This is a genomic window from Streptomyces lancefieldiae (assembly GCF_031845825.1).
GTDB lineage: Bacteria > Actinomycetota > Actinomycetes > Streptomycetales > Streptomycetaceae > Streptomyces > Streptomyces lancefieldiae.
Window position 1 is genome coordinate 196424 of the sequence record NZ_JAVRFH010000012.1, and the last position, 25901, is coordinate 222324.

Genomic DNA, 25901 nt, shown 5'->3' on the forward strand with positions numbered 1-25901 from the left:
CGCCGGGTAGAGCACCTGCCGGAGGCGATCCATGGAACAGACAGCGTTGCGTCCCAAGCCGATGCCCGGCCGGGAACCGGGGTCCGGCGCCGAGCCCGACCCCGCCCGGCGTCGGCAGGCCTGGCGCCGGGGTCGCCGGCGGTTCACCACCGTCCTGCTCGGCCTGTTCGCCGCCACGGTCCTGCTCCTGGCGGGGGCCGGGCTCGGCACGGTGGGCGCCACGGTGGTCGGCATGAGCAAGCTCGCCGAACTCCGACGGCAGGCGGGAGCGTCGGCGCCGGGGCCGGCGGCCGGAGTGCCGACGGGCAGTGGGTCGGCCCCGGCGCATGCCTCGGCCGGTCAGTCCCCGGCGCCGCCCGCCGCGACCCTCGGTGTCGAGGCCGTGGACGACGAGAAGCCCGGGGCACTGGTCGTGGGCGTCCACGTGCCCGGCCCCGGGTACGCGGCGGGCCTGGTCCGGGGCGACGTGCTCCTGACGTTCGGCACGACCCGCGTCGACTCGGCCGCCGACCTCGCACACGCCGTGGCCCGCGCCCGCCCGGGCAAGGAGGTCACGGTCACCGTGCGCCACGAGAGCGGCGGCTACCAGCAGTTGACGGCCGTACCGGGCGTCGTCACGTGACCGTCGTGACCGTACGGAAGTGGCTCGTGAGGCGTCCGGTGCCGTCCAGTACGTGGTAGGCCAGCCCCACGGGGGCGTCCCGGTCCGCGACCGGCTCGCCCTCCCAGGGCAGCCGCAGGGTCCATGTCACTCCCGGCCCGACGACCAGGGGCCGCCCGGCGAACGCGGTGGCGGCGGGCGTGTGGGCGTGCCCCGTGATCACCCCGGAGATTTCGGGCCGGCGGTCCAGCAGCGCCGCGAGGCGTTCGGGGCCGCGCAGCAGGTAGGAGTCGGGCAGGGGGTGGTGCAGGGTCGTCGGCGGGTGGTGGAAGGCGAGGACGACCGGGCGATCGCCGCCGAGTTCGTCGAGCGTGTCCTCGATCCAGCCGTACGTCTCCCCGTCCAGCTCTCCCTCGTCGCTCCCCGGGATGCTGGAGTCGCACATCAGGACCGCCCCGCCGTCGAAGACGTGCACGCCGTTGACCGGCCCGTCGGCGGCGGGCAGGCCCAGCAGGGCCTTGCGGTAGGGGGCGCGGCTGTCGTGGTTGCCCGGGCAGGTGAGCACGGGGAACGGCGCGGAGCCGTCGCGCAGCCCGAGGATGCGGGCAGCCTCCTCGTACTCCGCCTCCGCGCCGTGGTCGGCGATGTCCCCGGTCACCAGGAGCGCGTCCAACCGCCCCGGCAGCCGCCACAGGCGGTCGCGCACGCGCTCGGCGCGTTCGGTCGCCCGCGGGCTGCCGTCCAGGTGCAGGTCGCTGAGGTGCGCGAGTACGAGCACGGTGCCGCCTCCCTCGGGCGCCCGAACCGAGCGCCCCGTTGCTAATGCCTGTAGTGCATCCAAGCATTAGCCGTGGTGGTGATCAATGCCAATCGGCTCGCGTCGCCCTCTTGCTGAGGGCAGGATGCTGCCCGTAGTCCCTTCACCGCAGTTCCTTCACCGCCCAGTTCCTTCACCGCTCAGGGAGGCCCGGATGGCCGGCAGCGCGCCTGCCCCCTTCACCGCAGACGACTATCGGGCCCGCATGGAACGCGCCGCCCGCGCGGCCGCCGACGCCGGACTGGCCGGACTGCTGGTGGCACCGGGACCGGACCTCGTCTGGCTCACCGGCTACGCGCCCACCGCGGCCACCGAACGGCTCACCCTCCTCGTCATCGCCCCCGGCCGCGACCCCGTCCTCGTCGTCCCGACGCTGGAGGCCCCCGACGCCGAGAAGGCCGCCGGCGCGCCCGCCCTGACCCTGCGGGACTGGACCGACGGCAAGGACCCCTACGCCGCCACCGCCGCCCTCCTCGACGGCTCCGGGCGGTTCGGCATCAGCGACAACGCGTGGGCGTTGCACCTGCTGGCCCTCCAGCGGGCCCTGCCCGGCACCGCCTACGCCTCCCTCACCGAGGCGCTGCCGATGCTGCGCGCCGTCAAGGACGCGGCGGAGCTGGAACTGCTGGCGGCGGCGGGCGCGGCGGCGGACGCGGCGTTCGAGGAGATCCGAAACGTCTCCTTCCAAGGGCGCCGGGAGTCCGACGTCGCCGCCGACCTCGCCGGCCTGCTGCGGCGGTTCGGGCACTCCCAGGTCGACTTCACCATCGTCGCCTCCGGCCCGAACGGCGCCAACCCGCACCACGAGGTCGGCGACCGCGTCATCCAGGACGGCGACATGATCGTCCTCGACTTCGGCGGTCTGAAGGACGGCTACGGCTCCGACACCTCCCGCACCGTCCACGTGGGCGCCCCCACCGAGGAGGAGCGTCGCGTGCACGACCTGGTCCGCGAGGCGCAGGAGGCGGGCTTCGCCGCGGTGCGGCCCGGCGTCGCCTGCCAGGAGGTCGACCGGGCGGCCCGCGCGGTCATCGCCGACGCCGGGTACGGCGAGTACTTCATCCACCGCACCGGGCACGGCATCGGCGTCACCACGCACGAGCCGCCGTACATGATCGAGGGCGAGGAGCAGCCGCTGGTGCCCGGCATGTGCTTCTCCGTCGAGCCCGGCGTCTACCTGCCCGGCCGGTTCGGGGTACGCATCGAGGACATCGTCACGGTCACCGAGGACGGCGGCCGGCGCCTCAACGACACGACCCGGGAGATGGTCATGGTGGAGTGACCCGGCGACGGAGAGACCCCTTACGCCCCGGCAGACCTGGAAGACGACGGCGCGACCATGACCCAGGCACCGACACCCACCACGGACACCGTCCGCCGACTGGTCCGTACCCTGCTGGGCGAGGGCACGGAACCCGACGTCCGGCCCGTCGCCGCTGGCGCCGAGCCCGCCACCTGGTGGGTCGGCACCCGGCACGTGCTGCGCCTGGCACCCGACCGCAAGGCCGCGGTGCGGCAGCGGCGCGAGCTTCGCCTGCGCGACCTGGTGCGCCCGTACGTCTCCGTCGCGGTGCCGACGAGCGTGGCGCACGGCGAGTGGGCGCCGGGGCTGACCTACACGCTGGACGCCAAGGTGCCCGGCGGATCGGGCGAGGAGCACCACGTGTCGGCCCTCGGCGAGGCGGATCTCGCGGCGCTGCTCACCGGACTGCGCGAGGTGCCGGTCCGCCAGGCCGAGACGCTCGGTGTGCCCGGGGCCGCCCCGCGCACCCTGGAGACGCTGCGCCGGGCCGCCGAGCGGGCCGCCCGGCGCCTCGCCGAGGCGGACGAGTTCGACACCGCGCGGCCGGAACGGCTCACCGCGACGGCGAGCGCCCAGCTAGGCACCCGGTCGGGTGCGGCGGTCCTCGTCCACCACGGACTGGCCGGCGAACACCTCGTGGTCGGCGCCGACGGCCGGGTGCGCGGTGTCCTCGGTTGGGCCGACGCGGTCATCGGCGACCCGGCCGAGGACATCGCCGCCCTCGCGGCCTGCGTCGGCTCGCCCGCCGCCGTCCGCGCCGCCACCCTCGCCGGCTACGGCGCCCGCCCCTGCCTGCGAGGTCTGTGGCTGGCCCGCTGCGACACGGTCGTCCATCTCGCCGACGCGCTCTTCGGCCGGTCGTCCGCGCCGACGGCCGGGTCCGTGTCCCTGCTCAGGACCCGGCTGCGGCGCGCCTGGGAACCGATCCTGCTGGAACGGGTGACGGAACTGCGCGAGGACGGACCGGACGACACCGCCTCCTGAGCGCCGCGCCCGTCACTCCTGCAGAAGGACCACGCTCGACTCGGCCGGTACGCGCAGCATCCCGTCCGCACCCGGCGCCTGCACGGGCTCCCACGCGGCGAGGACGCGCGCGGGGCGGGTGCCCAGGGGAATCGCCGCCGGTTCGGCGCCCAGGTTGACGACCACCCGGATGTCCCCGCGCCGGAAGGCAAGCCAGCGGGCCTCTTCGTCGTACGCCACCCTGGTGTCGGCGAGGTCCGGGTCGGTCAGGTCCGGCTGCTCGCGACGCAGGGCGATCAGCCGCCGGTACCAGGCCAGCACGCGCGCGTGCGGCTCGCGTTCCGGCTCGGACCAGTCGAGGCAGGACCGGTCGCGCGTCGCCGGGTCCTGCGGGTCGGGCACGTCCTCCTCCCTCCAGCCGTGCGCGGCGAACTCCCGCCGCCTGCCGCGCCGTACCGCCTCCGCGAGCTCCGGGTCGGTGTGGTCGGTGAAGTACTGCCACGGCGTCCCCGCCGCCCACTCCTCGCCCATGAACAGCATCGGGGTGAACGGCGCGGTCAGCGTCAGCGTGGCCGCGCAGGCCGCCTGGCCGGGGGGGACCAGCGCCGCCAGGCGGTCGCCCTGGGCGCGGTTGCCGACCTGGTCGTGGGTCTGGCTGTAGCCGGTCAGCCGGTGCGCGGCGAGCCTGCCCCGGTCCAGCGGGCGGCCATGACCGCGGCCCCGGAAACTCGAGTAGGTGCCGTCGTGGAAGTAGCCCCGTGTCAGCGTCTTGGCGAGCGCCGCCAGCGGAGCGCGTGCGAAGTCGGCGTAGTACCCCTGCGACTCCCCGGTCAGCGCGGTGTGCAGAGCGTGGTGGAAGTCGTCGTTCCACTGCGCGTGCACGCCCAGGCCGCCCTCCGCGCGCGGGGTGATGATCCGCGGATCGTTGAGGTCGGACTCGGCGATCAGGAACAGCGGGCGCTCCAGGTCGGCGGCGAGGTCGTCCACCGCGGTCGACAACTGCTCCAGGAAGTGGCACGCGCGCGTGTCGACGAGGGCGTGCACGGCGTCCAGGCGCAGGCCGTCGATCCGGTAGTCCCGCAGCCACGCGAGCGCGCTGTCCACCAGGAAGGCCCGCACCTCGTCCGAACCGGGCGCGTCCAGGTTGACGGCCGCACCCCAGGGCGTGTGGTGCGTGTCGGTGAGGTACGGGCCGAAGGCGGGCAGGTGGTTGCCGGACGGCCCCAGGTGGTTGTGCACCACGTCCAGGACCACGCCCAGACCGAGTTCGTGGGCCCGGTCGACGAACCGTTTCAGAGCCTCCGGTCCGCCGTACGGCTCGTGGACCGCCCACGGCGAGACCCCGTCGTACCCCCAGCCGTGCCGGCCCGGGAAGGGGCACAGGGGCATCAGCTCGACGTGCGTGACGCCCAGTGCGGCGAGGTGATCGAGCCGCCCGGCGGCGGCGTCGAGCGTGCCCTCGCGCGTGTACGTGCCCACGTGCAGCTCGTACAGGACCCCGCCCGGCAGCGGGCGCCCGGCCCACTCGGCACGCCACGCGTACCGCCCGTGGTCGACGACCGCGCTGAGCCCGTCCGGGCCGTCCGGCTGCCGGCGCGAGCGCGGGTCCGGCAGCACCGGTCCGTCGTCCACCGCGAAGCCGTACCGCGACCCGTCCCGCGCCTCGGCCCGGACGCACCACCACCCCGGCCGCTCGGGATCCTGCTCCAACGCGCGCGCGGCGTCGTCGCACTGCAACGTCACTCGGCCGGCCTGCGGTGCCCACACCTCGAACTGCACGGACGGTTCCCCTTCGTCTGCTCACCGTGATGTAGCCCGTCCATGGTCCAGCAAAAGCGATCAGTCCGCTGGTGAAAATCCCCGTTCGCGGCAGGTGTCGTGCGGTACCGCGCGCGTGGCGGCCTTTTTCCCGTTTCCTGGACACCCCGGCCCGGCTGACCGACAATCACCTGCGTGACGTCGTCCTTCGAGTTCCACACGTACCCCGCGCGGTTGTCCGACGCGGAGCGCGACAAGGCGCTGAAGGCACTGCGGGACGGCGTCGCCATGGGGCGCCTGTCGCACGACACGTTCATGCACAGGATGGAGCTGGCGTTCGCGGCCCGCCGCCTGGAGGAACTCGCCGTGCTCACCGCCGACCTGCCCACGCAGGGCCGGGTGTCGCGGCTGGTGTTCGGCACCGTGGAGGCGGTGTCGGGATTCGGCGTACGGCTGCGCAGGGCCTGGCAGGCCGAGCGGCTGCCCAAGCTGCTCCTGCCCCACCCCGGCTCCGGTGCTCCGCTGCGCATAGGGCGCGACCCGGCGAGCGGGCTGCGGCTGACCCACGAGACGGTCTCCCGCGTGCACGCCGAGCTCAGCCGCCAGGGCGGCATGTGGGTGCTGCGCGACCTCGGTTCCACCAACGGCACCACCGTCAACGGGCGACGGGTCATCGGCGCGGCCGTCGTCCGCGAGGGCGACCAGATCGGCTTCGGCCAGATGGCGTTCCGCCTCGCGACGACCTGAACGGGAGCACGGCTCCGGCCGCGGCACGGCTCCGGCCGCAGCATGGTTCTGGCCTGGGCTTCACTCTGTGTTCCGTGCCTCCATGGGGCACGTCCCTTTGCTTTTCGTGGTGTTGACGTACCCCCCAAGTCGTGTCTGACTGTGCGTACACCGCGCACGCCAGGTGAACCGACGGCTCGATCGTGGAGGTGTGCCCTGCCGCCCCTCCTGTGCTACCCGACCGTGGACGAGCTGGGTGCCCGGGCGGCCGCACTGGTCGCCCGCCATCCCCGGCACGCGCGGCTGCGCCGCGTCGGCACCTCGCGCGCGGGCAACCCGCTGCATCTGCTCTCCGTGGGCCACGGCAGCCGCCAGGCCCTCGTCGTCGCCGGACCGCACGCCAACGAGCCCGTGGGCGGCGCCACCGTCCTGCGGCTGGCCGAGCGGGCCCTGGCCGACCCCCGGCTCACCGAGGGCGCCGACGCCACCTGGAACCTGCTGCTCTGCGTCGACCCCGACGGCCTGCGCCGCAACGAGGGCTGGCTGTCCGGCCCGTACAACCTCGGCCGCTACGCCCGGAACTTCTTCCGGCCCGGCTTCCTGGAGCAGCCCGAGTGGCTGCCCGACGGCCCGGACCACGCCGCGCTGCCGGAGACCCGTGCCCTGCTCGCACTCCAGGAGGAACTCCGGCCCTTCCTTCAGTGCTCCCTGCACGGCGTCGACGTCGGCGGCGCCTTCGTCGAGCTGACCCACGACCTGCCGGGCCTCGCCCAGCGCCTCGCCCACACCGCGGCCCGGCTCGGCATCCCCCGCGAGCTCGGCGCCTACGACACCCTGTACTGGCCCGATCTCGGCCCCGCCGTGTACCGGATCCCACCGCCCCGCCCCGGTGACCTCACCGCCGCCATCACCGAGGCCGCCGTCGAGTCGACGTGGTGCCACCCGCGGCGCCACGGCACCGTCACGGCGGTCGTCGAAGCGCCCATGTGGGGCGTGGCCGCCGTGGCGGACGGCTCGTCGCCGGCCGACCGGGACGCGGTGCTGCGCTCCGTGAGCCGCACCCTCAGACACGACACCCGGCGCCTGCACCGCGTCCTCGCCCGGGTCCGCCCCCATCTCGCCGGCGACCCGGAAGCGGCCCGCCTCCTCGCGCCGGTCGACGACTACCTGCTGGTGTGCCCGAGGCTCGCCGACGCGTGGGACCCCGACACCGACGACGGATCGGGCCGCTCCCTCCCGCCCATGAGCACCGCCCACCTGGTGGCCCTGCGCATCGCGGGGCGGCGCCTGGCCCTGCGCACCGCGGGACTGCTGCACCAGTTGGTGACCCGCGCCGGAAGCGATCCGACCGGCGTACTGCCGGAGCTGGAACGGCTGGTCGACGAAGGATGTGCCGACTACCACGACGGCTGCGGCGCCCGCTGGATCCCCGTGGCACGCCAGGTGGAGTACCAGACGCGGGTCGTACTCGCCGCGTTCGAACTGGCCGGGCGGCGCGCCACCGCGGGCTGCCGTTCGGGTGAGCCGGGCTGGGGCTCCCAGGCCGCCGTGCCGATGCACTGGGAATGACCCACCTCATCACGGCCAAAGCGGCACGGGCCGGTCTCCTGGCGGCCGCGGCCCTCCTCGTCACCTGCGCGACCCCGGCGCAGGCCACCGCGGAGCGGGAGCCGGCGAACGACTGGCTCCTCGTCACGGTCACCCGGGACGGCGCCCCGTCCGGCACCACGCGCAGCGCCCTGCTGTCGTGCGACCCACCGCGGGGCCACGCCCGCGCGGCCCGGGCCTGCGCCGAGCTCGAGACGGCGGGCGGCCGCATCGCCGACATCCCGCCGCGGGACACCTACTGCCCGATGCTCCACGCGCCGGTGACCGCCCACGCGCGCGGAAAGTGGCGGGGACGGCCGGTGGAGTACAGGCAGACCTTCCCCAACACGTGTCTGATGGCGGCGCGGACGGGCGCGGTGTTCGCGTTGGACACGGAGGAGTGAGCCGGCCGGGCCGGTGAGCGGCCGCGTGGGTGGGGTCAGTCGGCCGCTCCCCGCGGCGCCACCCGCTCCAGCAGCGCCACCGGCGTACCGGCGAAGAGTTCCTCCACGCGCGCGTGGCCCTCGAACTCCCGTCCGGCCGTCAGCGTGTCGGCCCACCGGCCCGGTGGCAGCGGCAGCGTCGTCCCGCGCCAGCCGCCGGCCTGAGCCAGCCGCAGCGACAACCGGGTCACGGCGGTCAGCACCTCGCCGGAGCGGACGAACGCCACGCAGTGCGCCGCCGCGGGGCCCTCGGCGGACAGCGGCTCGTACGTCGCCGCGTCGCCGAAGACGTCGGGCCGCCGCGCCCGCAGCGCCAGCGCGGCCCTGGTGACCGCCTCCTTGACCCCGGGCTCCCCGGGCTCCCCGGGCTCCCCGGGCTCCCCGGGGTCGGCGGGCTCCCCGGGGTCGGCGGGCGGGAAGGCCACCGGCCGACGGTTGTCCGGGTCCACCAGGGCCAGGTACTCGCCCTCGGTGCCCTGGTAGAGGTCCGGCACACCCGGCATCGTCAGGTGCGTCAGGGCGATACCGAGGACGTTGGCCCGGATGTGCGGCTCCAGGGCGTCGCGGAAGGCGGCCACCCGCTCGCCCGGCGCTCCGCACGGTCCCGCCGCCACGAACCGGGCCACCGCCTCCTCGTACGACGGCTCCCGCTCCGTCCAGCTGGTGTACATCCCCGCCTCGCGCACATGCTTCAGCAACGCCTCCCGCACGCGCTCCGCGTCCGCCGGACCCAGCCCGAACACCGTCTGCCAGGCCGCCCAGGCCACCTGTGCGTCCGGCACGACCTCGCCGGGGCGGGTGACCTCCGTCAGAACGTCCGCCCAGCGCTCCGGGCACTCGGTGAGCACCGCCAGCGCGGCACGCACGTCGGCGCTGCGCTTGGTGTCGTGGGTGGAGACGACCGTGCCGGTCGCGGGCCAGTCGCGCTGCACGCGCGCGCAGTACGCGTGGAACTTTACCGGCGACAGGGCCGGACTGCCCGGATCGCCGCCCACCTCGGTCGCCGAGAGCAGGGGCACGTAACGGTAGAACGCCGTGTCCTCCACCGACTTGGCGCGCAGCGCCGACGCGGTCTGCGCGAACCGCGTCCCGAACTCCACGTGCTCGGGCCCCTCTCCGTACCGCCCCAGCACCAGGCCCCGTACGACGTCCACCGCACCGGCCTCCTCCGGCACCGCGAACGCGAGCCGCGCCTCGGCCGCCGCTTCCCCGGTGACGACCGACGCCGCGTCCACCGACGCGTACGGCCGGTACACCTCCAGCCGGACCAGCAGCTCCCGCAACGCCGTGCGCAGCGCCCACGGCGCCCGGTCGCGCAGCGCGGGTTCCGGCGAGGCGACGCACAGACGGTGGGCCGCCCGGGTCAGCCGGTCCAGCTCGGTGGCCAGCTCGTGGGTGAGCACCTTGTACGCCGCCCGCCGCACCGTCGCCGCCCAGTCCCCGCCCCGGTCCGTCTGCGGGGCGGCGAACCTGCGGTACTGGCCGAGGAGTTCCCCGAAGCCGGCGGGGTCCGTGAAGAGCCCGTCGACGTGGCGCAGCGCGTCGTAGCCGGTCGTGCCCGCGACGGGCCAGGCGGCGGGCAGCCGCTCCCCGTCCGACAGGATCTTCTCCACGACCGTCCACCGGCCGCCGCTCGCCTCGTGCAGCCGCCGCAGATAGGTGTCGGGGTCGGCGAGTCCGTCGGGGTGGTCCACGCGCAGCCCGTCGATCACGCCCTCGTGCAGCAGCCGCAGAATCGTGGCGTGCGTGGCCTCGAACACCGCCGGGTCCTCCACCCGCACCCCGATCAGCTCCGAGATGCTGAAGAAGCGCCGGTAGTTCAGTTCCGTGCGGGCCAGCCGCCACCACACCGGCCGGTACCACTGCGCGTCCAGGAGCTGCGGCAACGGCAGGTCAGTGGTGCCGTCCCGGAGCGGGAAGGCGTGGTCGTGGTAGCGCAGCACGTCGCCGTCGACCCGGAGTTCGTCCAGTACCTCACCGACCGGGGCACCGAGGACCGGAATCAGGACCTGGCCGCCCTGCGCCTCCCAGTCGATGTCGAACCACCGCGCGTACGGCGACTTCGGCCCCTCCCGCAGCACCTCCCACAGGGCGCGGTTGTGGCGGGGGGACATCGCCATGTGGTTCGGCACGATGTCCGCCACCAGGCCGAGACCGTGCTCCCGCGCGGTGCGCGCCAGCGCCCGCAGTCCCTCCTCGCCGCCCAGTTCCTCGCGCACGCGCGCGTGGTCCACGACGTCGTAGCCGTGGAGCGAGCCCGGGACCGCCTCCAGGACGGGGGACAGGTGCAGATGCGACACACCGAGCGAGGCCAGGTACGGTACGGCCGCCGCGGCGGCCCGGAAGGGGAACCCGGGCTGCAGTTGGAGCCGGTACGTGGCGAGGGGGGCCACCGGGGCCGTGGGAGACGCGGGCGCCGTCGGGGCGGGTCGCTCAGGTGTCATGGAAACCTACGTACCCGCCCCGCCGCCTTTCGTGTCATCGGCCCCTCCACGGGCGTAAGCGCGCGTGGCCGGCTTCGAGCGATGGGGAGCACCGGGAGTGATGGGGAGCACCGGGAGTACGGCGGGCACCGGGCGCCGGCGCCGCGCGCCGGGGACGTACCGAGAGGTCGTCGGCCTGACCGGGCCGCTGCTGCCGGCCGTGTCCTTCCTGGGGCGGCTGCCGACGGCCACCATCCAGTTGGGCAGTGTGCTGCTCGTCGCCCGCACCAGCGGTTCCCTGGCCGCCGCGGGGCCGACCGGCGGCGCGCTCGCCGTCGGCCAGGTGGCACGCGGGCCGTGGTGTACGCCGCCATGGGGGTGATGAGCGCGGGGGCGGGGCTCGCCCTGGCCGCCGTGGGCTGGTGGGCCGGCTCGCGGACCGGCACGGCCGGCGCCCGGTCGTGCTCGTCCTCGGCCTCGCCAACGCCCTCGGTGCCGCGGGCCCGGCTCGCCGAGGCCATGGCCTCCGCCGACCAGCGCGCTCACCGGCGGCCAGGCCCTCTCGGTGGCCGTCACCGGCCGTCACCGGCCGTCTGGCCGAGTCCCACGGCCCCGCCGCGGCGTTCGCGACGGCGAGCCCGGCCGCCGCACCGGCCTGCGCGATCGCCCTGACGGCCCGCCCGGCGCCGTACACCACTCCCTAGACGGGCCGCTGCAACACCGCCAGGCTGCGGTCCACCAGGGTCAGCCGGTCCCCGGCCTGCACCTTCGCGCCCGTGTCCGAGGGGACCCCGTCCGTGCGGGCGGTGTCGACCACCACCTCCCACTGCCGGCCGTGGTCGACCGGCACCACGAAGTCGAGTGGCTTCGGGGAGGCGTTGAACATCAGCAGGAACGAGTCGTCGGCGATGCGCTCCCCGCGTGCGCCGGGTTCGGAGATCGCGTTGCCGTTGAGGAACACCGTGAGCGCCGACGCCCGTGCCGAGTTCCAGTCCCGCTGGGTCATCTCCGCGCCCTCCGGGGTGAACCAGGCGATGTCCGACAGCTCGTCGTGCGTTCCCTCCACGGGACGTCCGTGGAAGAAGCGACGCCTGCGGAAGACCGGATGGTCCTTGCGCAGCCACACCATCGCGCGCGTGAACTCCAGCAGCGCGGTACCGGGGCCGTCGCCGTCGGGCCAGGCCACCCACGCCAGTTCGTTGTCCTGGCAGTAGGCGTTGTTGTTGCCCCGCTGGGTGCGGGCGAACTCGTCGCCGTGGCTGATCATCGGCACGCCCTGGGAGAGCAGCAGGGTGGCGATGAAGTTCCGCATCTGCCGTGCCCGCAGCTCCAGCACCGCCGGATCGTCGGTGTCACCCTCGGCGCCGCAGTTCCAGGACCGGTTGTGGCTCTCGCCGTCCCGGTTGTCCTCGCCGTTGTCCTCGTTGTGCTTCTCGTTGTAGGCCACCAGGTCGTGCAGGGTGAAGCCGTCGTGGCAGGTGACGAAGTTGATGGAGGCCAGCGGGCGGCGGCCGTCGTCCTGGTAGAGGTCCGAGGACCCGGTCAGCCGCGAGGCGAACTCGGCCAGCGTGCGCGGCTCGCCGCGCCACAGGTCGCGCACCGTGTCCCGGTACTTGCCGTTCCACTCGGTCCACAGCGGCGGGAAGTTGCCCACCTGGTAGCCGCCCTCGCCCACGTCCCACGGCTCGGCGATCAGCTTCACCTGCGAGACCACGGGGTCCTGCTGCACCAGGTCGAAGAACGACGACAGCCGGTCCACCTCGTGGAACTGCCGGGCCAGGGTGGCGGCGAGGTCGAAGCGGAATCCGTCGACGTGCATCTCGGTGACCCAGTACCGCAGCGAGTCCATGATCATCTGGAGCACGTGCGGGGAGCGCATGAGCAGCGAGTTCCCGGTCCCCGTGGTGTCCATGTAGTAGCGGGGGTCCTCGGTCAGCCGGTAGTACGACGAGTTGTCGATTCCCTTGAACGACAGCGTCGGACCCAGGTGGTTGCCCTCGGCGGTGTGGTTGTAGACCACGTCGAGGATGACCTCGATCCCCGCCTCGTGCAGCGCCTTGACCGCCGACTTGAACTCCAGCACCTGCTGGCCGCGGTCGCCCCAGGAGGCGTAGGCGTTGTGCGGGGCGAAGAAGCCGATCGTGTTGTAGCCCCAGTAGTTGTTCAGGCCCATGTCCACCAGGCGGTGGTCGTTCACGAACTGGTGCACCGGCATCAGCTCCAGCGCGGTCACCCCCAGCTCGGTGAGGTGCTCGATGAGCGCCGGGTGCGCGAGGGCCGCGTAGGTGCCGCGCAGCTCCTCGGGGAGCCCCGGGTGCCGCATGGTCAGACCCTTGACGTGGGCCTCGTAGATCACCGTGTGGTGGTACTCCGTCCGGGGGCGCCGGTCGTCTCCCCAGTCGAAGTAGGGGTTGACCACGACCGACGACATCGTGTGCGGAGCCGAGTCCAGGTCGTTGCGCCGGTCGGGGGCGTCGAAGTGGTAGCCGTACACCTCCTCGCCCCAGTGGACCGTGCCGCTGATCGCACGCGCGTACGGATCGAGGAGCAGCTTGGCGCTGTTGCAGCGCACTCCGCGCTCCGGGGCGTACGGGCCGTGCACGCGGTAGCCGTACCGCTGCCCCGGCATCACGCCCGGCACGTACGCGTGCCGCACGAACGCGTCGCTCTCCCGCAGCTCGACCGCGGTCTCCGAGCCGTCGTCGTGCAGCAGACACAGCTCTACTCGGTCGGCGGCCTCCGTGAAGACCGCGAAGTTGGTGCCGGCGCCGTCGTACGTGGCACCGAGTGGATACGCCTCTCCAGGCCAGACCTGCATGGACACGACTCTTTCAGGTGTGGGGCGCCGGTGCGGACGCCTTGGCTCCGAGTCTTCCGGAAGTCTCCCCGAAAGTGAGGCGACCACCTAGCACGTACGTCCTCCTACCCACCCGTCGGCGTTCTGCTCGGCACGCGCCCCGGGGCGGCCGCGAGGATTCTTCCCCGGTACCGTGCGACGTCACCGCTATGAATCCGCTCACTCGCGGGTGTCCGGCCGAGTGGAACGCCACGGTGGGCCACGGCCGTTGGCAAAACCTGCCTGCCCATCAGGCTGCACCGCGCACCGCTCCCGGAGTACCCTTCCTTGATCGTTGGGACGGGGTCTGACCGGGAGTGCTCCCAGGGAGCGGAAGGCGGTGTGTGGGTGGGCTCGGGAGGGCTGGAGCTGCCCCCTGGTGACGAGGGTCACGAGGGGAGCTCCACGGACGTCCCGCCCGGTGCGGTGTCCCTGGCGCGGCCGATGAACGCGGGCGCGATCGGTCCGGAACTGGAGTGGGACGCCGACGCCTGGCACGAGGTGCGCACGCGCGCACAGCGGGCGGGCCGGGCCTACATCTGGCTGAACCTCGTCGAACAGCGGCTGCGCGCGGTCGTGGCCGCCGTCCTCAGACCGGTCTACGAACCCGTCCACGGCGACGACTGGGTGGTCGCCGCGGCCGGACCCGCCGGCCAGGAGTGGGTGCACCGCGCCGTCGCCGTCCGCGAGGTCAGCCGCCGCAAGGGCTACCTGCTCGACCCGGCCGACGACAACGTCCTCAGCTTCCTCACGCTGCCGCAGCTGCGCGAGCTGATGGTCCAGCACTGGCCCTGCTTCGAGCCCTACGTGGACGACCGCCGGGACGTGGAACTCGCCCTCGACGAGCTGGAGGTCACCCGCAACGTCGTCTCCCGCAACCGGGCACTGTCCGAGGCCGTGCTGAACCAGGCCGAGCGGGCCTCGGCGCGCCTGCTGGAGGTGCTCGGCGCGGGCAGCGACGTGCCGTCCACGCGCCGGCTGCCGGTCGACGCGGTGGAGGACCTGGTCGGCGACCGGTACGCCGACGTGGTCGCCGTGCACTCGGACCGGGTGCGGCTGCTGCGCCAGTTCCCGGCCGAGGACCTCTTCGGCAGCGCCCGCCGCGTGGACGCCCTCGGCATCGGCCTCAACCTGCTCGTGCAGAACTTCTCCGGCCGCCGCCTGCTGAGGCTGGCCGAGTCCGGCGGCCGGGTGCGGCTGCTCTTCCTGAATCCGGCCTCCAGCGCGATCAAGCGCCGCGAGCGCGAACTGGGCATCAAGCGGGGCGAGCTGAGCCGTGCCGTCGAGATGAACATCCTGCACATGCGCCGGGTGCGCTCCCGGCTGCGGGATCCCGGCGCCTTCGAGATCCAGGTCTTCGACGAGACGCCCCGCTTCACGGCCTACCTCGTCGACGGGGACGGCGCCGACGGCATCGCGGTCGTGCAGTCCTACCTGCGCCGGACGCGGGGGATGGAGGCGCCGGTACTGGTGCTGCGGAACGGGCGGAACGGCGGGAAGGTCGTGAAGTCGGACCAGATCGACGAACGCGGACTTTTCCCCACCTATCGCGAGGAGTTCGAGCTGATGTGGGCGGATTCACGTCCGGTGTCGTGAGGGCCGGGCGCGGGGCTGGCCCGGCGCTGATCGGAATGCGGCCCTCCGATTGTCAGTGGCCCGTGCGAGGGTGGAGACCACTGGGGGAACGCACCACCAAGAAGGGGGACCGCCCATGGGCTGGCACCGGGAGCTGCTGATCGGCTTCGACCTGGAGACGACGGGCACCGATCCGCGCGAGGCGCGCATCGTCACGGGAGCCGTGATCGAGGTCAGGGACGGGGAGCCGCTGGGGCGCCGGGAGTGGCTGGCCGATCCGGGCGTGGAGATCCCGGCCGACGCGGTGGCGGTGCACGGCATCAGCAACGAGCGGGCGGCCACCGAGGGCCGCCCCGCCGACCAGGTCGCCGACGCCATCGCCGGTGTGCTGGCGGCCTACTGGAAGACCGGCGTCCCCGTCGTCGCCTACAACGCGGCCTTCGACCTCACCCTGCTCACCGCCGAACTGCGGCGCCACGGACTGCCGTCCCTGCGCGACCGCCTGGGCGGCCTGGACCCCGCGCCGGTCATCGACCCGTACACCATCGACCGTTCCGTCGACCGCTACCGCCGCGGCAAGCGCAACCTGGAAGCGGTCTGCCGGGAGTACGGCGTCCCGCTCGACGCCGCCCACGACGCCTCGGCCGACGCCCTCGCCGCGGCCCGGCTGGCCTGTGCGATAGCCGGCCGCCACCCCAAGGTCGCGTCCCTCGGCCCGGCGGACCTCCACCGCCGCCAGATCGAGTGGTACGCCGAGTGGGCGGCGGACTTCCAGAGCTTCCTGCGCCGCAAGGGCGACGCCACGGCGGTGGTCGACGGGACGTGGCCGGTGCGCGAACCGGCCGGCGAACCGGTCTGATCGACCGACAAGCCGGTCTCATCGACCGACAAGCCGGTCCGACCGGCCGACGAGTCGTCGGCCCCGTCCCGGAAAGGGGGGACGGTCAGAACGGATACCACCGCACCGTCGGATCCCCGTCCCGCAGCGACGCCACCCTGCGCTCGAACTCGGCCAGCGCCTTCGCATTGCTCGGCGCGTGCTGGGCCACCCACGCGCAGCTGGCCGTCTCCCGGGCGCCGCGCAGCACCGCGCAGCCGTCCCACTCGCGCACGTCCCAGCCGTAGGTCGTGGTGAAGGCGTCGTACGCCTCGGCGGGCAGTCCGTAGCGGTCCCGGCTGAGCGCCATCACCACCAGGTCGTGCTCGCGCAGGTCGGCGGAGAAGGTCTCCAGGTCGACCAGGACCGGCCCGTCGGGACCGACGTGCACATTGCGGGGCAGCGCGTCGCCGTGGATCGGGCCCGGCGGCAGATGGGGGGTGAGTGCGGCGGCGGCCGTCGCGAAGCCGTCGCGGCGCTCGCGCAGATACGCGGCGTCCGCGGGGTCGATCACGTCGCCCGCGAGCCGCAGCCAGCGTTCCACCCCGCCCAGCAGTTCGCGGGGCGGCAGCTCGAAGGAGGGGGAGGGCAGTGCGTGGACCAGCCGGAGCAGCGCGGCCACGTCCCGTGGCTCGGCGGGCCGCACCGGGTCGGGCAGTCGTCGCCACACGGTCACCGGATGCCCGTCGACGAACAGTGCCGTCGCCTCGGCCGCCCGCACCGCCGGCACGCCGGCCTCTTCCAGCCACACCGCGACGGCCAGTTCCCGGCGCGCCCTTTCCAGGAGTTCGGCGTCGCGGCCCACCTTGACCACCAGGTCACCGGCGGCGAACACCGCGTTCTCGCCCAGGGCGAGCAGCCGTGCCTCCCGCGCCGGCCCGGGCAGCACCTCCGCCATGGCCAGCACCTCCCGCGCCCGTGCCTTGTCCATCGTTCTGCGCCTCCGCGTCCGTGGTGTCCGTGGTGTCGGTCGAGTCCGGCGTGTCCGTCATGTCCGTCGGATTCCCGCCATCCGTCGGCCAGTGTCGCATTCGCACAGGTGGGAGCGTGTGCGCGGTCCCTTGACGGGGCACCGCGCCTTCACGACCATGACCAGGCCCGTTCGCGCCGTACAAAGGGGCTGATTACGTGACATTGGTGACCGAGGCGAGCAGACCGGCGCGCCGCGCGCCCGGCAGGAGCCGACCGCGCCGTGGCCCGGACCACGGCGCCTGGTTCCTGGTGCTGCCCGCGCTGATCCCGATCCTGCTCCTCAGCGTCGGGCCGCTGCTCTACGGCATCCTGCTGGCGTTCACCGACGCCCAGTCGGGCCGCACCGAGCCCACGCAGTGGATCGGCACCCTGAACTTCCAGGACCTGTTGCACGACACGCTGTTCTGGGAGTCGTTCCGGATCGGGCTGGTGTGGGCGGTCGGGGTGACGGTGCCGCAGTTCCTGCTCGCGCTCGGCCTCGCCCTGCTGCTCAACCAGGGCCTGCGGCTGCGCTGGCTGGCCCGCGCCCTGGCGATCATCCCCTGGGCGATGCCCGAGGTCGTCGTCGGCATCATGTGGCGGCTGGTCTACAACCCGGACGCGGGCATCCTCAACGAGACCCTGCGCGACCTCGGCCTCGGCGACGGCCGCGACTGGCTCAGCGGCCTCGCCACCGCCCTGCCCGCCGTCATCGTCGTCGGTGTCTGGGCCGGCATGCCGCAGACCACGGTGGCCCTCCTCGCCGGACTGCAGAACACCCCGCGCGAACTGCACGAGGCCGCCGCGGTCGACGGCGCCGGAGCCTGGCGCCGCTTCCGCACGGTCACCTGGCCCGCCCTGAGACCGGTCGCGTTCGCCATCACCGCGCTCAACCTCATCTGGAACTTCAACTCCTTCGCCCTGGTCTACGTGCTGACCAACGGAGGACCCGGAGGCCGGACCCGGCTGCCCATGCTCTTCGCCTACGAAGAGGCCTTCCGCTACGGACAGTTCGGTTACGCGGCGGCGATGGGCTGCGTCATGGTCGCCGTGATCTCGGTCCTGCTGGCCGTCTTCCTCGTCGGCCGGCTCAGGGGAGGTGACGAGGCATGAGGACCTCGACCGGGGCCCGCGTGGGCCAGTACGCCGCACTGCTCGCCTATCTCGTCTTCCTGGCCTTCCCGTTCCTGTGGCTGATCTCCACCGCGTTCAAACCGCCGCAGGAGCTGGCGAGCCTGCACCCCACCTGGATTCCGGAGAACCCCACCCTCGACAACTTCCGGCAGGCCTTCGACGAGCAGCCGCTGCTGCGCGCCGCGCTCAACTCGCTGCTCGCCGCGCTCGGCGCGGCGGTGATCGCCGTGGTGATCGCGACGCCGATGGCGTACGTCATGGCCCGGCACCGCGGCCGGCTCACCCGGGCGGCCACCGGGTGGGTCGTGGTCAGCCAGGCCTTCCCCTTCGTCCTGCTGATCATCCCGCTCTTCCTGGTACTGAAGAACCTGCGGCTGATCAACTCCGTTCCCGGGCTGGTGATGGTGTACGTCGTGTGGTCGCTGCCGTTCGCGCTGTGGATGCTCGCCGGGTACGTCCGCGCCGTACCGGCCGAGTTGGAGGAGGCGGCGGCGGTCGACGGCGCCGGGCGACTGCGGACGCTGGTGTCGGTGACCGCGCCGCTGCTCGCGCCGGGGATCGTGGCGACGGCGCTGTTCGCCTTCATCACCGCGTGGAACGAGTTCTTCTTCGCGCTGGTGCTGCTGAAGACCCCCGAGAAACAGACCCTGCCGGTGATCCTCACCCACTTCATCGGCGCCGAGGGCGTCGCCGACCTCGGACCGCTCGCGGCGGCGGCCTTCCTCGCGACGCTGCCGTCGCTGGTCGTCTTCGCCCTCATCCAACGGCGGATCACGGGCGGCATGCTCGCCGGGGCGGTGAAGAGCTGATGCGCACGAGAACCGCGACCCTGATCATCACCCTCGCCCTGCTGCTCACGGGCTGCACGGGCGGCGGCAGCGACGGCGACGGCGGCCCGATCACCCTGCGCTTCCAGTCCCTGGCCTGGCAGGAGGAGTCCGTGGCGGTCAACAAGGAACTGGTGCGGGAGTGGAACGCCACCCACCCCGACGTGCGGGTCGAGTACGTCCAGGGCAGCTGGGACAGCGTCCACGACCAGCTCCTCACCTCCTTCGAGGGCGGCGAGGCGCCGGACATCATCCACGACGCCTCCGACGACCTCGCGGACTTCGCCTACGGCGGCTATCTCGCCGACCTGACCGACCTGCTGCCCGACCGGCTCAAGTCGGACATCCCGCAGCGCAGTTGGGAGACGGTCACGTTCGACGACGGCGTCTACGGCGTGCCGTTCCTCCAGGAGCCGCGCGTGCTGATCGCCAACACGGCGCTGCTGAAGAAGTCCGGCGTCCGCGTCCCCACGCCCGGACATCCCTGGACCTGGGCGGAGTTCCGGCAGGTGACGAAGCGGCTCAGCGGCGACGGGAAGTACGGGGTGGCCTGGCCGCTCAAGGAGCCCGTGTCGGCCACGCTCAACCTGTCGCTGTCCACCGGCGGCCGGCTCTTCCACCGCGGCACGGACGGGAAGGTCACCGTCCGCTTCGAGGAGGGCGACCAGGTGGTGCCCCGCACCATCCACGACCAGGTCGACACGGACCACAGCGCGTCGTCCACCACCCTCGGCAGCGGCGGCTCCGACACCCTGCCCGGCTTCTTCGCGGGCAAGTACGCGATGGTGCCGCTCGGCTTCTCCTACCGCCAGCAGATCGAGCAGCAGGCCCCCGACGGCTTCGACTGGCAGGTGCTGCCCGCCCCGGCCGGCGGCGACGGGCTCACCCAGGGCGTCAGCCCGCAGACCCTGTCGATCGCCGAGGACAGCCCGCACCGGAAGGAGGCCGCCGAGTTCGTCGACTTCCTGCTCCAGCCCGACAACATGGTGCGCCTCGCCCTCGGCGACTGGATGCTGCCCACCGGCATCCGGGCCCTCGAGGACCCCGCCCTGCGCACGGCCGAGCACGGCTGGGCCACCGGCACCGCCCTGGCCGCCCACCTGCGCTCCGCGCCCGCGCAGTCCGTCCGCGGCTACCCCGAGTGGAAGGACAAGGTCGCCACCCCCGCGCTCCAGGAGTACTACAGCGGGGCGATCGGCATCGACGAGCTGCGCGAGAGACTGGAGGAGGACGGCAACCTCGTACTCGCCCGCTATCAGCGGTGACGGCGCCCGCGCCGGGCTGAGGGCCGGGGAAAACCGTTTGCCCGTCCGGCGCGCGATCGCCTAGCGTCACGCTCGTGGCAGCTTTCAACGCGGTCTTCAACTCCGGTCTCGGCCGGGGCTGCACGCACTCCATCCGGATGCGTCGTGGCCCCGGAGCCCTGACCGGCCCGGGGTCCCCCCGCCGCTGACCCACGTGTCACACGTGCGGCGCGGCTGAGCCCCCGCATCTGCATGTCGCCTTCGTCTTCCGGTCAGGGCCTTCGGCTGCCCTTTTCCGCCCCTTTCACGGAAGACAAGGACCGCAGGCCATGGCCCGCCCCACCCAGCGTGCCCGCACGCTCTCACAGAACTTCCTCGCCGACCGCGCCACCGCCGAACACGTCGCCCGGCTCGCCGCCCCCGACCACCGGCACCCGCCCCTCCTCCTCGAAGTGGGCGCGGGCAAGGGCGCCCTGACCGAGCCGCTCGCCCGCCGCAGCCGGGAGCTGTACGCCTACGAGATCGACCCCCGGCTCGTCCCCGGACTCCGCGCCCGCTTCGCGCACGCGCCCCACGTCCGCGTCGTGGCCGGTGACTTCCTCGCCGCGCGCCCCCCGCGCACGCCGTTCTCCGTCGCGGGGAACGTGCCGTTCTCGCGTACGGCGGACATCGTCGACTGGTGCCTCACCGCACCCGGCCTCACCGACGCCACCCTGCTCACCCAGCTCGAGTACGCCCGCAAGCGCACCGGCGACTACGGCCGCTGGACCCTGCTGACGGTCCGGACCTGGCCGCGCCACGAGTGGCGGCTGGCCGGGCGGGTGAGCCGGTACGGCTTCCGGCCGGCGCCCCGCGTCGACGCCGGGATCCTCCGCATCGAAAGCCGGCCCGTCCCGCTGCTCGCCGGCCCCGCGCACCGGAGCTGGCGCCACCTGGTCGAGCTGGGTTTCTCCGGAGTCGGCGGCTCGCTCCACGCGTCCCTGCGCCGCGTCCACCCCAGGCGCCGGGTGGACGCGGCTTTCCGTGCCGCGCGCCTGGACCACGGGGTGCTCGTCGGCGAGGTGGCGCCGGCGCGGTGGCTGCGACTGCACGAGGAGCTGACGGCATGAGGAGCAACAAATTGTACGAGACGCCTCGTCTCGCGTGCATTCGGCGCATGACCAGTCCCGGCGGCTGAAGGAGCTCCAGGCCCAGACGGCCCAGGAGGGCGGCACCCGGCGGGGGCCGCCGGCCTGATCGAGGCGGAGCCGGCGGCGGCGAGGGCCTGACCGGGCCGTCCCGTCGTGCTGTCCGGTGGCGTGCGGCGGCCTCGGATCGTCCCCGACGGCCGTGCCGGAACCCTTTCGCAGAGTTGTTGAATAAGTCACAGGTGTGCGCAGTGGTTGAACCGCGGACACCGCATCGGCGAGAGTGGCGCGCACGTCCGTCCGGCGGGCGGACGCGGCCGTCGTGCCCACCCCCACGGGGCACGACGGCCGCTCTATGGTGTGAGCATGACGACCAGGTACGCGGCGCTGCTGCGCGGGATCAACGTGGGCGGCGCGAAGAAGGTCCCGATGGCCGCCCTGCGGGCGCTCCTGGAGGAGCTCGGCCATGACGCCGTGGGCACCTACCTCCAGAGCGGGCAAGCCGTGTTCACGTCCGGCCACGGCGACGAGGAGTTCCTGGCCGCCGAGTTGACGCGGGCGGTCGAGAAACGCTTCGGCTTCGCGGTGGACGTGATCGTGCGCGACCACGCCTACCTCAGGGCGGTCGCCGAGGCGTGCCCCTTCCCGGCCGCCGACCTGGAGGCCAGGCAGCTCCACGTCACCTACTTCTCCGCGCCGGTCGACGCGGAGCGGTTCTCGGCGATCGACCGGGCGGCCTTCCTGCCCGAGGACTTCCGCCTCGGCGACCGCGCCCTGTACCTGTACGCGCCGAACGGCCTCGGCCGCTCCAAGCTCGCCGACGCCCTCGCCAGGCCCCGCGTGACCAAGGGCCTGATCGCCACCACCCGCAACTGGAACACCGTGGCCAGACTCGTCGAGCTGACCGGCGACCGTGCCTGACGCCGGTGCCGCCGACGGGCCCTCAGGCCCCGACCGCCGCCAGCACCGGCGCCCGCGCCTCGTCGTACCGCTCCAGCAGCACCCGCGCCACCTCCGGCGCGGGACCGAGGACGTCCGCGAGGACGTCCGCCTCCGCGGCACCCCGGGCGATGCGGTCCGGCAGGAAGCCCGGGGCCAGGACGTACGGCGCCACGGCGACGCGCGCGCAGCCCAGCTCCCGCAGCTCGCGCACCGCGTCCTCGGTGCGCGGTAGGGATGCGGAGGCGAACGCAGGCCGCACGGCGCACCAACCGGTGTGCCGCCACTCCCGCGCGATTTCTGCGATCACTGCGATCGCCTCCGGGTCGGAGGACCCCGCCGAGGCCAGCACGACCCCGGTCGAGGACTTGTCGGCGGGCGCCACACCCGCCTCGTACAGGCGCCGCTCCAGCGCCGACAGCAGGAGCGGGGAGGGGCCGAGCACCTCGGCCTGCCGGATCCTGAGCCGCGCCGGCGCGTCCGCGAGAACCGCCGGGATGTCCGCCTTGGCGTGGAACGCGCGGGTCAGCAGCAGCGGCAGCGCCACGACGTCCCGCACGCCCTCCGTCGCCAGGGACTCCAGCACGCCCGGCACCGAGGGCACGTTGAAGTCCAGGAAGCCGGTCTCCACCCGTACGTCCGGGCGCAGTGACCTGACCCTGCGGACCAGGGCGTGCACGGTCGCGGCATGCCGCGGATCGCGGCTGCCGTGGGCGATGACCACGAGGACGGGACGGACGGGACGCCCGTGCCGGGCGGGGCGGACCGGACGGTGCATGGTGTGCCTCAGCTCCTCACCAGCAGACCGCGGCTGCGCAGCACCCACCGCTCCAGCGGGCTGAAGATCAGCAGGTCGATGGCGATGCCGACGATCAGGATCAGCAGGATCGCCTCGAACACCATCGCCATGTCACTGGCGTTGCGGCCGTTCTCCAGCAACTGCCCGAGGCCCACCCCGAGGTCGGGGAAGGACGCGATGATCTCGGCGGCCATCAGCGAGCGCCACGAGAACGCCCAGCCCTGCTTCAGCCCCGCCACATACCCGGGCAGCGAGGCCGGCAGCACGATGTGCCAGGTGCCCTTCAGCCCCGTCGCGCCCAGCGTGCGGCCCGCCCGCAGGAAGAGGGGGGACACCTGGTCGACGCCGGACACCAGGCCGTTGGCGATGGAGGGAACCGCGCCGAGCAGGATGACGGCGTACATCATCGAGTTGTTCAGGCCCAGCCAGATCACGGCCGGCGGCACCCAGGCCACCGACGGCAGCGACTGGAGGCCGGACAGGATCGGGCCGATCGCCGCGCGTACGAACTTCACCCGCGCCACCAGCAGGCCCAGCGGGGTGCCGATCAGCAGGGCGAGGCAGAAGCCGAGCAGGCCGCGCGAGACGCTGGTCCAGATGTAGCCGAGCAGCTCGCCGCGGAGCCAGGCCTGGTGGACGACCTCCCACACGTCGGAGGGGGCGGGCAGCTTGGACGGGTCGTCGACGATCTTGAAAGAGACGAGCCCCTGCCACACCGCGATCACCAGGAGAACGGCGACGGTAGGCGGCAGGATCTTCTCCACGAAGGTCTGCCGGAAGGGCTTGCGACTGTGCTGCACCGTCTCCAGCGCGTCCAGGCCCGCCTCCAGCCCGGCGAGGTCGCCGCCCCCCTTGGCGCCCGCGTCCTCGGCGCCCTGGTCCCTGGCGCCCTGGTCCTTGGCGCCCTGGTCCTTGGCGCCCTGCTCCTTGGCAGGGCGCGACGTGTCAGTGCTGGCCATGGCGGCGGATCTCCCCACGCAGTTCTTCGGTGATCTCGACGGACAGTTCCGCCACGGCGGTGTCCTCGATGCGGCGCGGGTGCGGGATGCCCACCGTCCACTCGCGCGCCACGCGCCCGGGACGGGAGGACAGCAGCACCACGCGCTCGGCGAGCCGGACCGCCTCGCGCACGTTGTGCGTGACGAAGAGGACGGAGAGCCGGGTCTCCCGCCAGATCCGGGTCAGCTCGTCGTGCAGCACGTCCCGGGTGATGGCGTCCAGCGCCGCGAACGGCTCGTCCATCAGCAGCAGCTTGCTCTCCTGCGCGAGCGCCCGGGCCATCGCGACCCGCTGGCGCATACCGCCCGACAGCTCGTGCACCCGCTTGCCGTACGCGCCCTTCAGCCGGACGAGTTCGAGCAGCTCCTCCGCCTTGTCGCGCCGCTCGGACTTGGGCACGCCACGCAGCCTGAGGGCGAGCTCGATGTTCTTGCCCGCGGTCAGCCACGGGAACAGGGCGTGCTCCTGGAACATCAGGGCCGGCCGCCCGTCCGTGGTGATGGCGCCGGCGCTGGGCCTGTCCAGGCCCGCCACCAGGTTGAGCAGCGTGGACTTGCCGCAGCCGGAGGCCCCCAGGAGGGTGACGAACTCGCCGGGCGCGACATCGAGGGTGATGTCGTCCAGCACGAGCTGCTGTCCGGCGGGGCCCGGAAACGACTTCGAGACGTGCTCGATCCGGGCGGCGTGTGTGGTCGACTCGATGCCGTCGGCGGCCTTGGCGAGGGTCGTCGCCATGGTCGTCACCTCCTGGGACTGGTCGGGTTCCGGGCTTACTTGACGCCGAGACCGGCGTCGTCGACCGCGGGCTCGCCCTTGGCCTTGAGGACCTTGTTGAGGAGCGTGAGGTCGTAGATGCCCTCGAGGTCGGGCTCCTTGAGCAGGCCGGCCTTCACGGCGTGCTCCGCCTGGGCGTCGAGGGTGGCGGCCAGCGGGTCGTCGGTGAGTTCGATCGACTTCCACGCCGGGTCCAGGACCTCGGCCGGCAGTGCCTTGCCGGTGTCCTTCTCGAGCTGCTTGTTGGCCGCGGCCTTGGCCTCGTCCGGGTTGGCCTTGATCCACTCGTTGGTGTCGGCCGAGGCCTTCAGCACGGCCTCGACGGCCTTGGGGTGCTCCTTGAGGAACTTCTGCGACACGATGATGTTCGTGATCACGAACTTCTTGTCCGGCCACAGCGTCGACTCGTCCAGCAGCACCTTGCCGCCCTCGGCGACCAGCTTGGAGGCGGTCGGCTCGGGCACCCAGGCGCCGTCCAGGGAACCCGCCTTGTAGGCGTCCGGGGTGACCTTGTTGTCGCTGCGGACGACCGTGACGTCGCCCTTGCCGCTCTGCGCGTCGACCTTCCAGCCCTGTTCGGCGACCCAGTTCAGGAACGCCACGTCCTGCGTGTTGCCGAGCTGCGGGGTGGCGATCCGCTTCCCCTTGACGTCCTCCACGGACTTGATCTTGTCGGGGTTGACCACGAGCTTCACCCCGCCGGAGGCCGAACCGCCGATGATGCGCAGGTTCTTGCCGCCCGACTTGGTGTAGCCGTTGATCGCCGGGGACGGGCCGATCCAGCCGATGTCGATGGAGCCGGAGTTCAGGGCCTCGATCTCGGACGGACCCGCGTTGAAGGTCGCGTACTTGGCCTCGGTGGCGCCCAGCGCCTTCTGGAAGAAGCCCTTCTGGTTGCCCACCAGCGCCGTGGCGTGGGTGACGTTGCCGAAGTAGCCGATCCGGACGGAGTCGAGACCGTCGATCTTCTCGGCACCCGCGGCGACCTGGGCCGTGTCGTCTTCCTTGGCCTCGGAGCCGTATCCGCAGGCGGCGAGGGAGAGGAGGGGCAGGGCGGCTATGACCGCCAGGGTGCGGCGCAGAGCGGTGGTGGCAGGCACGGGAGGTGTTCCTCTCGTTGGCCCGGCGGTCACGCCTGTCGGTTCGTCCGAGGTGTCAGGTCGTGGCCGGGAGGTCGGCAGGTCTTCGGCTGTGCGGG

General features: G+C 73.1%; 23 protein-coding genes. 14 read left to right on the forward strand and 9 right to left on the reverse strand.

Going from position 1 to position 25901, the window contains the following annotated elements:
* Positions 1 to 31: 31 nt before the first annotated feature.
* Positions 32 to 622, forward strand: coding sequence for a PDZ domain-containing protein (locus RM812_RS15215; protein WP_311573066.1), 591 nt, complete (start codon positions 32 to 34; stop codon positions 620 to 622).
* Here the strand turns inward: RM812_RS15215 and RM812_RS15220 are convergent.
* Positions 615 to 1379 carry a metallophosphoesterase gene (locus tag RM812_RS15220; protein ID WP_311573067.1) on the reverse strand — a complete coding sequence of 255 codons (765 nt, stop codon included), beginning with the start codon at positions 1377 to 1379 and terminating at the stop codon, positions 615 to 617. The genes RM812_RS15215 and RM812_RS15220 overlap by 8 nt on opposite strands.
* 193 nt (positions 1380 to 1572) lie before the next feature.
* On the opposite strand from RM812_RS15220, the gene RM812_RS15225 reads away from it, so the two are divergent.
* A complete protein-coding gene (locus tag RM812_RS15225) occupies positions 1573 to 2700 on the forward strand; it encodes an aminopeptidase P family protein (RefSeq protein WP_311573068.1) in 1128 nt (375 codons plus the stop codon).
* A gap of 57 nt (positions 2701 to 2757) precedes the next feature.
* Complete coding sequence (locus tag RM812_RS15230) at positions 2758 to 3705, forward strand: phosphotransferase family protein (RefSeq protein ID WP_311573069.1); 948 nt, start codon at positions 2758 to 2760, stop codon at positions 3703 to 3705.
* Between the two features lie 12 nt (positions 3706 to 3717).
* Here RM812_RS15230 and treZ read toward each other — a convergent pair whose 3' ends face one another.
* Complete coding sequence (gene treZ, locus RM812_RS15235) at positions 3718 to 5463, reverse strand: malto-oligosyltrehalose trehalohydrolase (protein ID WP_311573070.1); 1746 nt, start codon at positions 5461 to 5463, stop codon at positions 3718 to 3720.
* Positions 5464 to 5637: 174 nt separating this feature from the next.
* Between treZ and RM812_RS15240 the strand changes: the two genes are divergently transcribed.
* The 3 genes from RM812_RS15240 to RM812_RS15250 all read left to right on the forward strand — a co-directional run bounded on the left by RM812_RS15240 (position 5638) and on the right by RM812_RS15250 (position 8159).
* The gene (locus RM812_RS15240; RefSeq protein ID WP_311573071.1) at positions 5638 to 6189 is read left to right on the forward strand and encodes a DUF1707 and FHA domain-containing protein; all 552 of its coding nucleotides are present in this window, start codon (positions 5638 to 5640) and stop codon (positions 6187 to 6189) included.
* A 222-nt stretch (positions 6190 to 6411) separates the two neighbouring features.
* On the forward strand, positions 6412 to 7737 hold the full coding sequence (locus tag RM812_RS15245; RefSeq protein ID WP_311573072.1) for a M14 family zinc carboxypeptidase: 1326 nt from the start codon (positions 6412 to 6414) through the stop codon (positions 7735 to 7737).
* Positions 7734 to 8159: an SSI family serine proteinase inhibitor gene (locus tag RM812_RS15250; RefSeq protein WP_311573073.1), complete on the forward strand. Its 426-nt coding sequence runs from the start codon at positions 7734 to 7736 to the stop codon at positions 8157 to 8159. Before RM812_RS15245 ends, RM812_RS15250 begins: the two co-directional genes overlap by 4 nt.
* 35 nt (positions 8160 to 8194) lie before the next feature.
* Here RM812_RS15250 and treY read toward each other — a convergent pair whose 3' ends face one another.
* Positions 8195 to 10642: a malto-oligosyltrehalose synthase gene (treY, locus tag RM812_RS15255; protein ID WP_311573074.1), complete on the reverse strand. Its 2448-nt coding sequence runs from the start codon at positions 10640 to 10642 to the stop codon at positions 8195 to 8197.
* A gap of 100 nt (positions 10643 to 10742) precedes the next feature.
* Here treY and RM812_RS15260 point away from each other — a divergent pair, with 100 nt between their 5' ends.
* Positions 10743 to 11003 carry a hypothetical protein gene (locus RM812_RS15260; protein ID WP_311573075.1) on the forward strand — a complete coding sequence of 87 codons (261 nt, stop codon included), beginning with the start codon at positions 10743 to 10745 and terminating at the stop codon, positions 11001 to 11003.
* Between the two features lie 318 nt (positions 11004 to 11321).
* Here the strand turns inward: RM812_RS15260 and glgX are convergent, their stop codons facing one another.
* On the reverse strand, positions 11322 to 13439 hold the full coding sequence (glgX, locus tag RM812_RS15265; RefSeq protein WP_311573076.1) for a glycogen debranching protein GlgX: 2118 nt from the start codon (positions 13437 to 13439) through the stop codon (positions 11322 to 11324).
* Positions 13440 to 13805: 366 nt separating this feature from the next.
* Here glgX and RM812_RS15270 point away from each other — a divergent pair, with 366 nt between their 5' ends.
* Both RM812_RS15270 and RM812_RS15275 read left to right on the forward strand, forming a co-directional pair.
* Entirely contained in the window at positions 13806 to 15053 is a 1248-nt protein-coding gene (locus RM812_RS15270; RefSeq protein WP_311573077.1) for an SAV2148 family HEPN domain-containing protein, read from the forward strand.
* A gap of 115 nt (positions 15054 to 15168) precedes the next feature.
* On the forward strand, positions 15169 to 15891 hold the full coding sequence (locus RM812_RS15275) for a 3'-5' exonuclease (protein ID WP_311573078.1): 723 nt from the start codon (positions 15169 to 15171) through the stop codon (positions 15889 to 15891).
* A gap of 85 nt (positions 15892 to 15976) precedes the next feature.
* Here the strand turns inward: RM812_RS15275 and RM812_RS15280 are convergent, their stop codons facing one another.
* Positions 15977 to 16840: a phosphotransferase enzyme family protein gene (locus RM812_RS15280; protein ID WP_311573079.1), complete on the reverse strand. Its 864-nt coding sequence runs from the start codon at positions 16838 to 16840 to the stop codon at positions 15977 to 15979.
* 197 nt (positions 16841 to 17037) lie between these two features.
* Between RM812_RS15280 and RM812_RS15285 the strand changes: the two genes are divergently transcribed.
* The 5 genes from RM812_RS15285 to RM812_RS15305 all read left to right on the forward strand — a co-directional run bounded on the left by RM812_RS15285 (position 17038) and on the right by RM812_RS15305 (position 22113).
* Positions 17038 to 17973 carry a carbohydrate ABC transporter permease gene (locus RM812_RS15285; RefSeq protein ID WP_311573080.1) on the forward strand — a complete coding sequence of 312 codons (936 nt, stop codon included), beginning with the start codon at positions 17038 to 17040 and terminating at the stop codon, positions 17971 to 17973.
* Positions 17970 to 18803, forward strand: coding sequence for a carbohydrate ABC transporter permease (locus RM812_RS15290; protein ID WP_311573081.1), 834 nt, complete (start codon positions 17970 to 17972; stop codon positions 18801 to 18803). The genes RM812_RS15285 and RM812_RS15290 overlap by 4 nt, the downstream gene beginning before the upstream one ends.
* Complete coding sequence (locus RM812_RS15295; protein WP_311573082.1) at positions 18803 to 20086, forward strand: ABC transporter substrate-binding protein; 1284 nt, start codon at positions 18803 to 18805, stop codon at positions 20084 to 20086. Before RM812_RS15290 ends, RM812_RS15295 begins: the two co-directional genes overlap by 1 nt.
* A 308-nt stretch (positions 20087 to 20394) precedes the next feature.
* On the forward strand, positions 20395 to 21174 hold the full coding sequence (erm(O), locus tag RM812_RS15300; RefSeq protein ID WP_311573083.1) for a 23S rRNA (adenine(2058)-N(6))-methyltransferase Erm(O): 780 nt from the start codon (positions 20395 to 20397) through the stop codon (positions 21172 to 21174).
* A 384-nt stretch (positions 21175 to 21558) separates the two neighbouring features.
* Positions 21559 to 22113 (forward strand): DUF1697 domain-containing protein, encoded by a 555-nt coding sequence (locus RM812_RS15305; protein WP_311573084.1) that lies wholly within the window; start codon positions 21559 to 21561, stop codon positions 22111 to 22113.
* Between the two features lie 22 nt (positions 22114 to 22135).
* Here RM812_RS15305 and RM812_RS15310 read toward each other — a convergent pair whose 3' ends face one another.
* Genes RM812_RS15310 through RM812_RS15325 form a run of 4 tightly spaced genes read right to left on the reverse strand, consistent with a single transcriptional unit; the run spans position 22136 to position 25803 of the window.
* Positions 22136 to 22909 (reverse strand): sirohydrochlorin chelatase, encoded by a 774-nt coding sequence (locus RM812_RS15310; RefSeq protein WP_311573085.1) that lies wholly within the window; start codon positions 22907 to 22909, stop codon positions 22136 to 22138.
* 8 nt (positions 22910 to 22917) lie between these two features.
* Positions 22918 to 23889, reverse strand: coding sequence for an ABC transporter permease (locus RM812_RS15315; RefSeq protein ID WP_311573086.1), 972 nt, complete (start codon positions 23887 to 23889; stop codon positions 22918 to 22920).
* Entirely contained in the window at positions 23876 to 24664 is a 789-nt protein-coding gene (locus RM812_RS15320) for an ABC transporter ATP-binding protein (protein WP_311573087.1), read from the reverse strand. Before RM812_RS15320 ends, RM812_RS15315 begins: the two co-directional genes overlap by 14 nt.
* A gap of 35 nt (positions 24665 to 24699) precedes the next feature.
* Complete coding sequence (locus RM812_RS15325; protein WP_311573088.1) at positions 24700 to 25803, reverse strand: aliphatic sulfonate ABC transporter substrate-binding protein; 1104 nt, start codon at positions 25801 to 25803, stop codon at positions 24700 to 24702.
* Positions 25804 to 25901: the final 98 nt, after the last annotated feature.

Coding starts and splice junctions, on each gene's coding strand:
- RM812_RS15215 (WP_311573066.1), top strand. CDS start 32: ATGGAACAGACAGCGTTGCGTCCCAAGCCGATGCCCGGCCGGGAACCG.
- RM812_RS15225 (WP_311573068.1), top strand. CDS start 1,573: ATGGCCGGCAGCGCGCCTGCCCCCTTCACCGCAGACGACTATCGGGCC.
- RM812_RS15230 (WP_311573069.1), top strand. CDS start 2,758: ATGACCCAGGCACCGACACCCACCACGGACACCGTCCGCCGACTGGTC.
- RM812_RS15250 (WP_311573073.1), top strand. CDS start 7,734: ATGACCCACCTCATCACGGCCAAAGCGGCACGGGCCGGTCTCCTGGCG.
- treY (WP_311573074.1), bottom strand. CDS start 10,642: ATGACACCTGAGCGACCCGCCCCGACGGCGCCCGCGTCTCCCACGGCC.
- RM812_RS15260 (WP_311573075.1), top strand. CDS start 10,743: ATGGGGAGCACCGGGAGTACGGCGGGCACCGGGCGCCGGCGCCGCGCG.
- glgX (WP_311573076.1), bottom strand. CDS start 13,439: ATGCAGGTCTGGCCTGGAGAGGCGTATCCACTCGGTGCCACGTACGAC.
- RM812_RS15275 (WP_311573078.1), top strand. CDS start 15,169: ATGGGCTGGCACCGGGAGCTGCTGATCGGCTTCGACCTGGAGACGACG.
- RM812_RS15280 (WP_311573079.1), bottom strand. CDS start 16,840: ATGGACAAGGCACGGGCGCGGGAGGTGCTGGCCATGGCGGAGGTGCTG.
- RM812_RS15290 (WP_311573081.1), top strand. CDS start 17,970: ATGAGGACCTCGACCGGGGCCCGCGTGGGCCAGTACGCCGCACTGCTC.
- RM812_RS15295 (WP_311573082.1), top strand. CDS start 18,803: ATGCGCACGAGAACCGCGACCCTGATCATCACCCTCGCCCTGCTGCTC.
- RM812_RS15305 (WP_311573084.1), top strand. CDS start 21,559: ATGACGACCAGGTACGCGGCGCTGCTGCGCGGGATCAACGTGGGCGGC.
- RM812_RS15310 (WP_311573085.1), bottom strand. CDS start 22,909: ATGCACCGTCCGGTCCGCCCCGCCCGGCACGGGCGTCCCGTCCGTCCC.
- RM812_RS15315 (WP_311573086.1), bottom strand. CDS start 23,889: ATGGCCAGCACTGACACGTCGCGCCCTGCCAAGGAGCAGGGCGCCAAG.
- RM812_RS15320 (WP_311573087.1), bottom strand. CDS start 24,664: ATGGCGACGACCCTCGCCAAGGCCGCCGACGGCATCGAGTCGACCACA.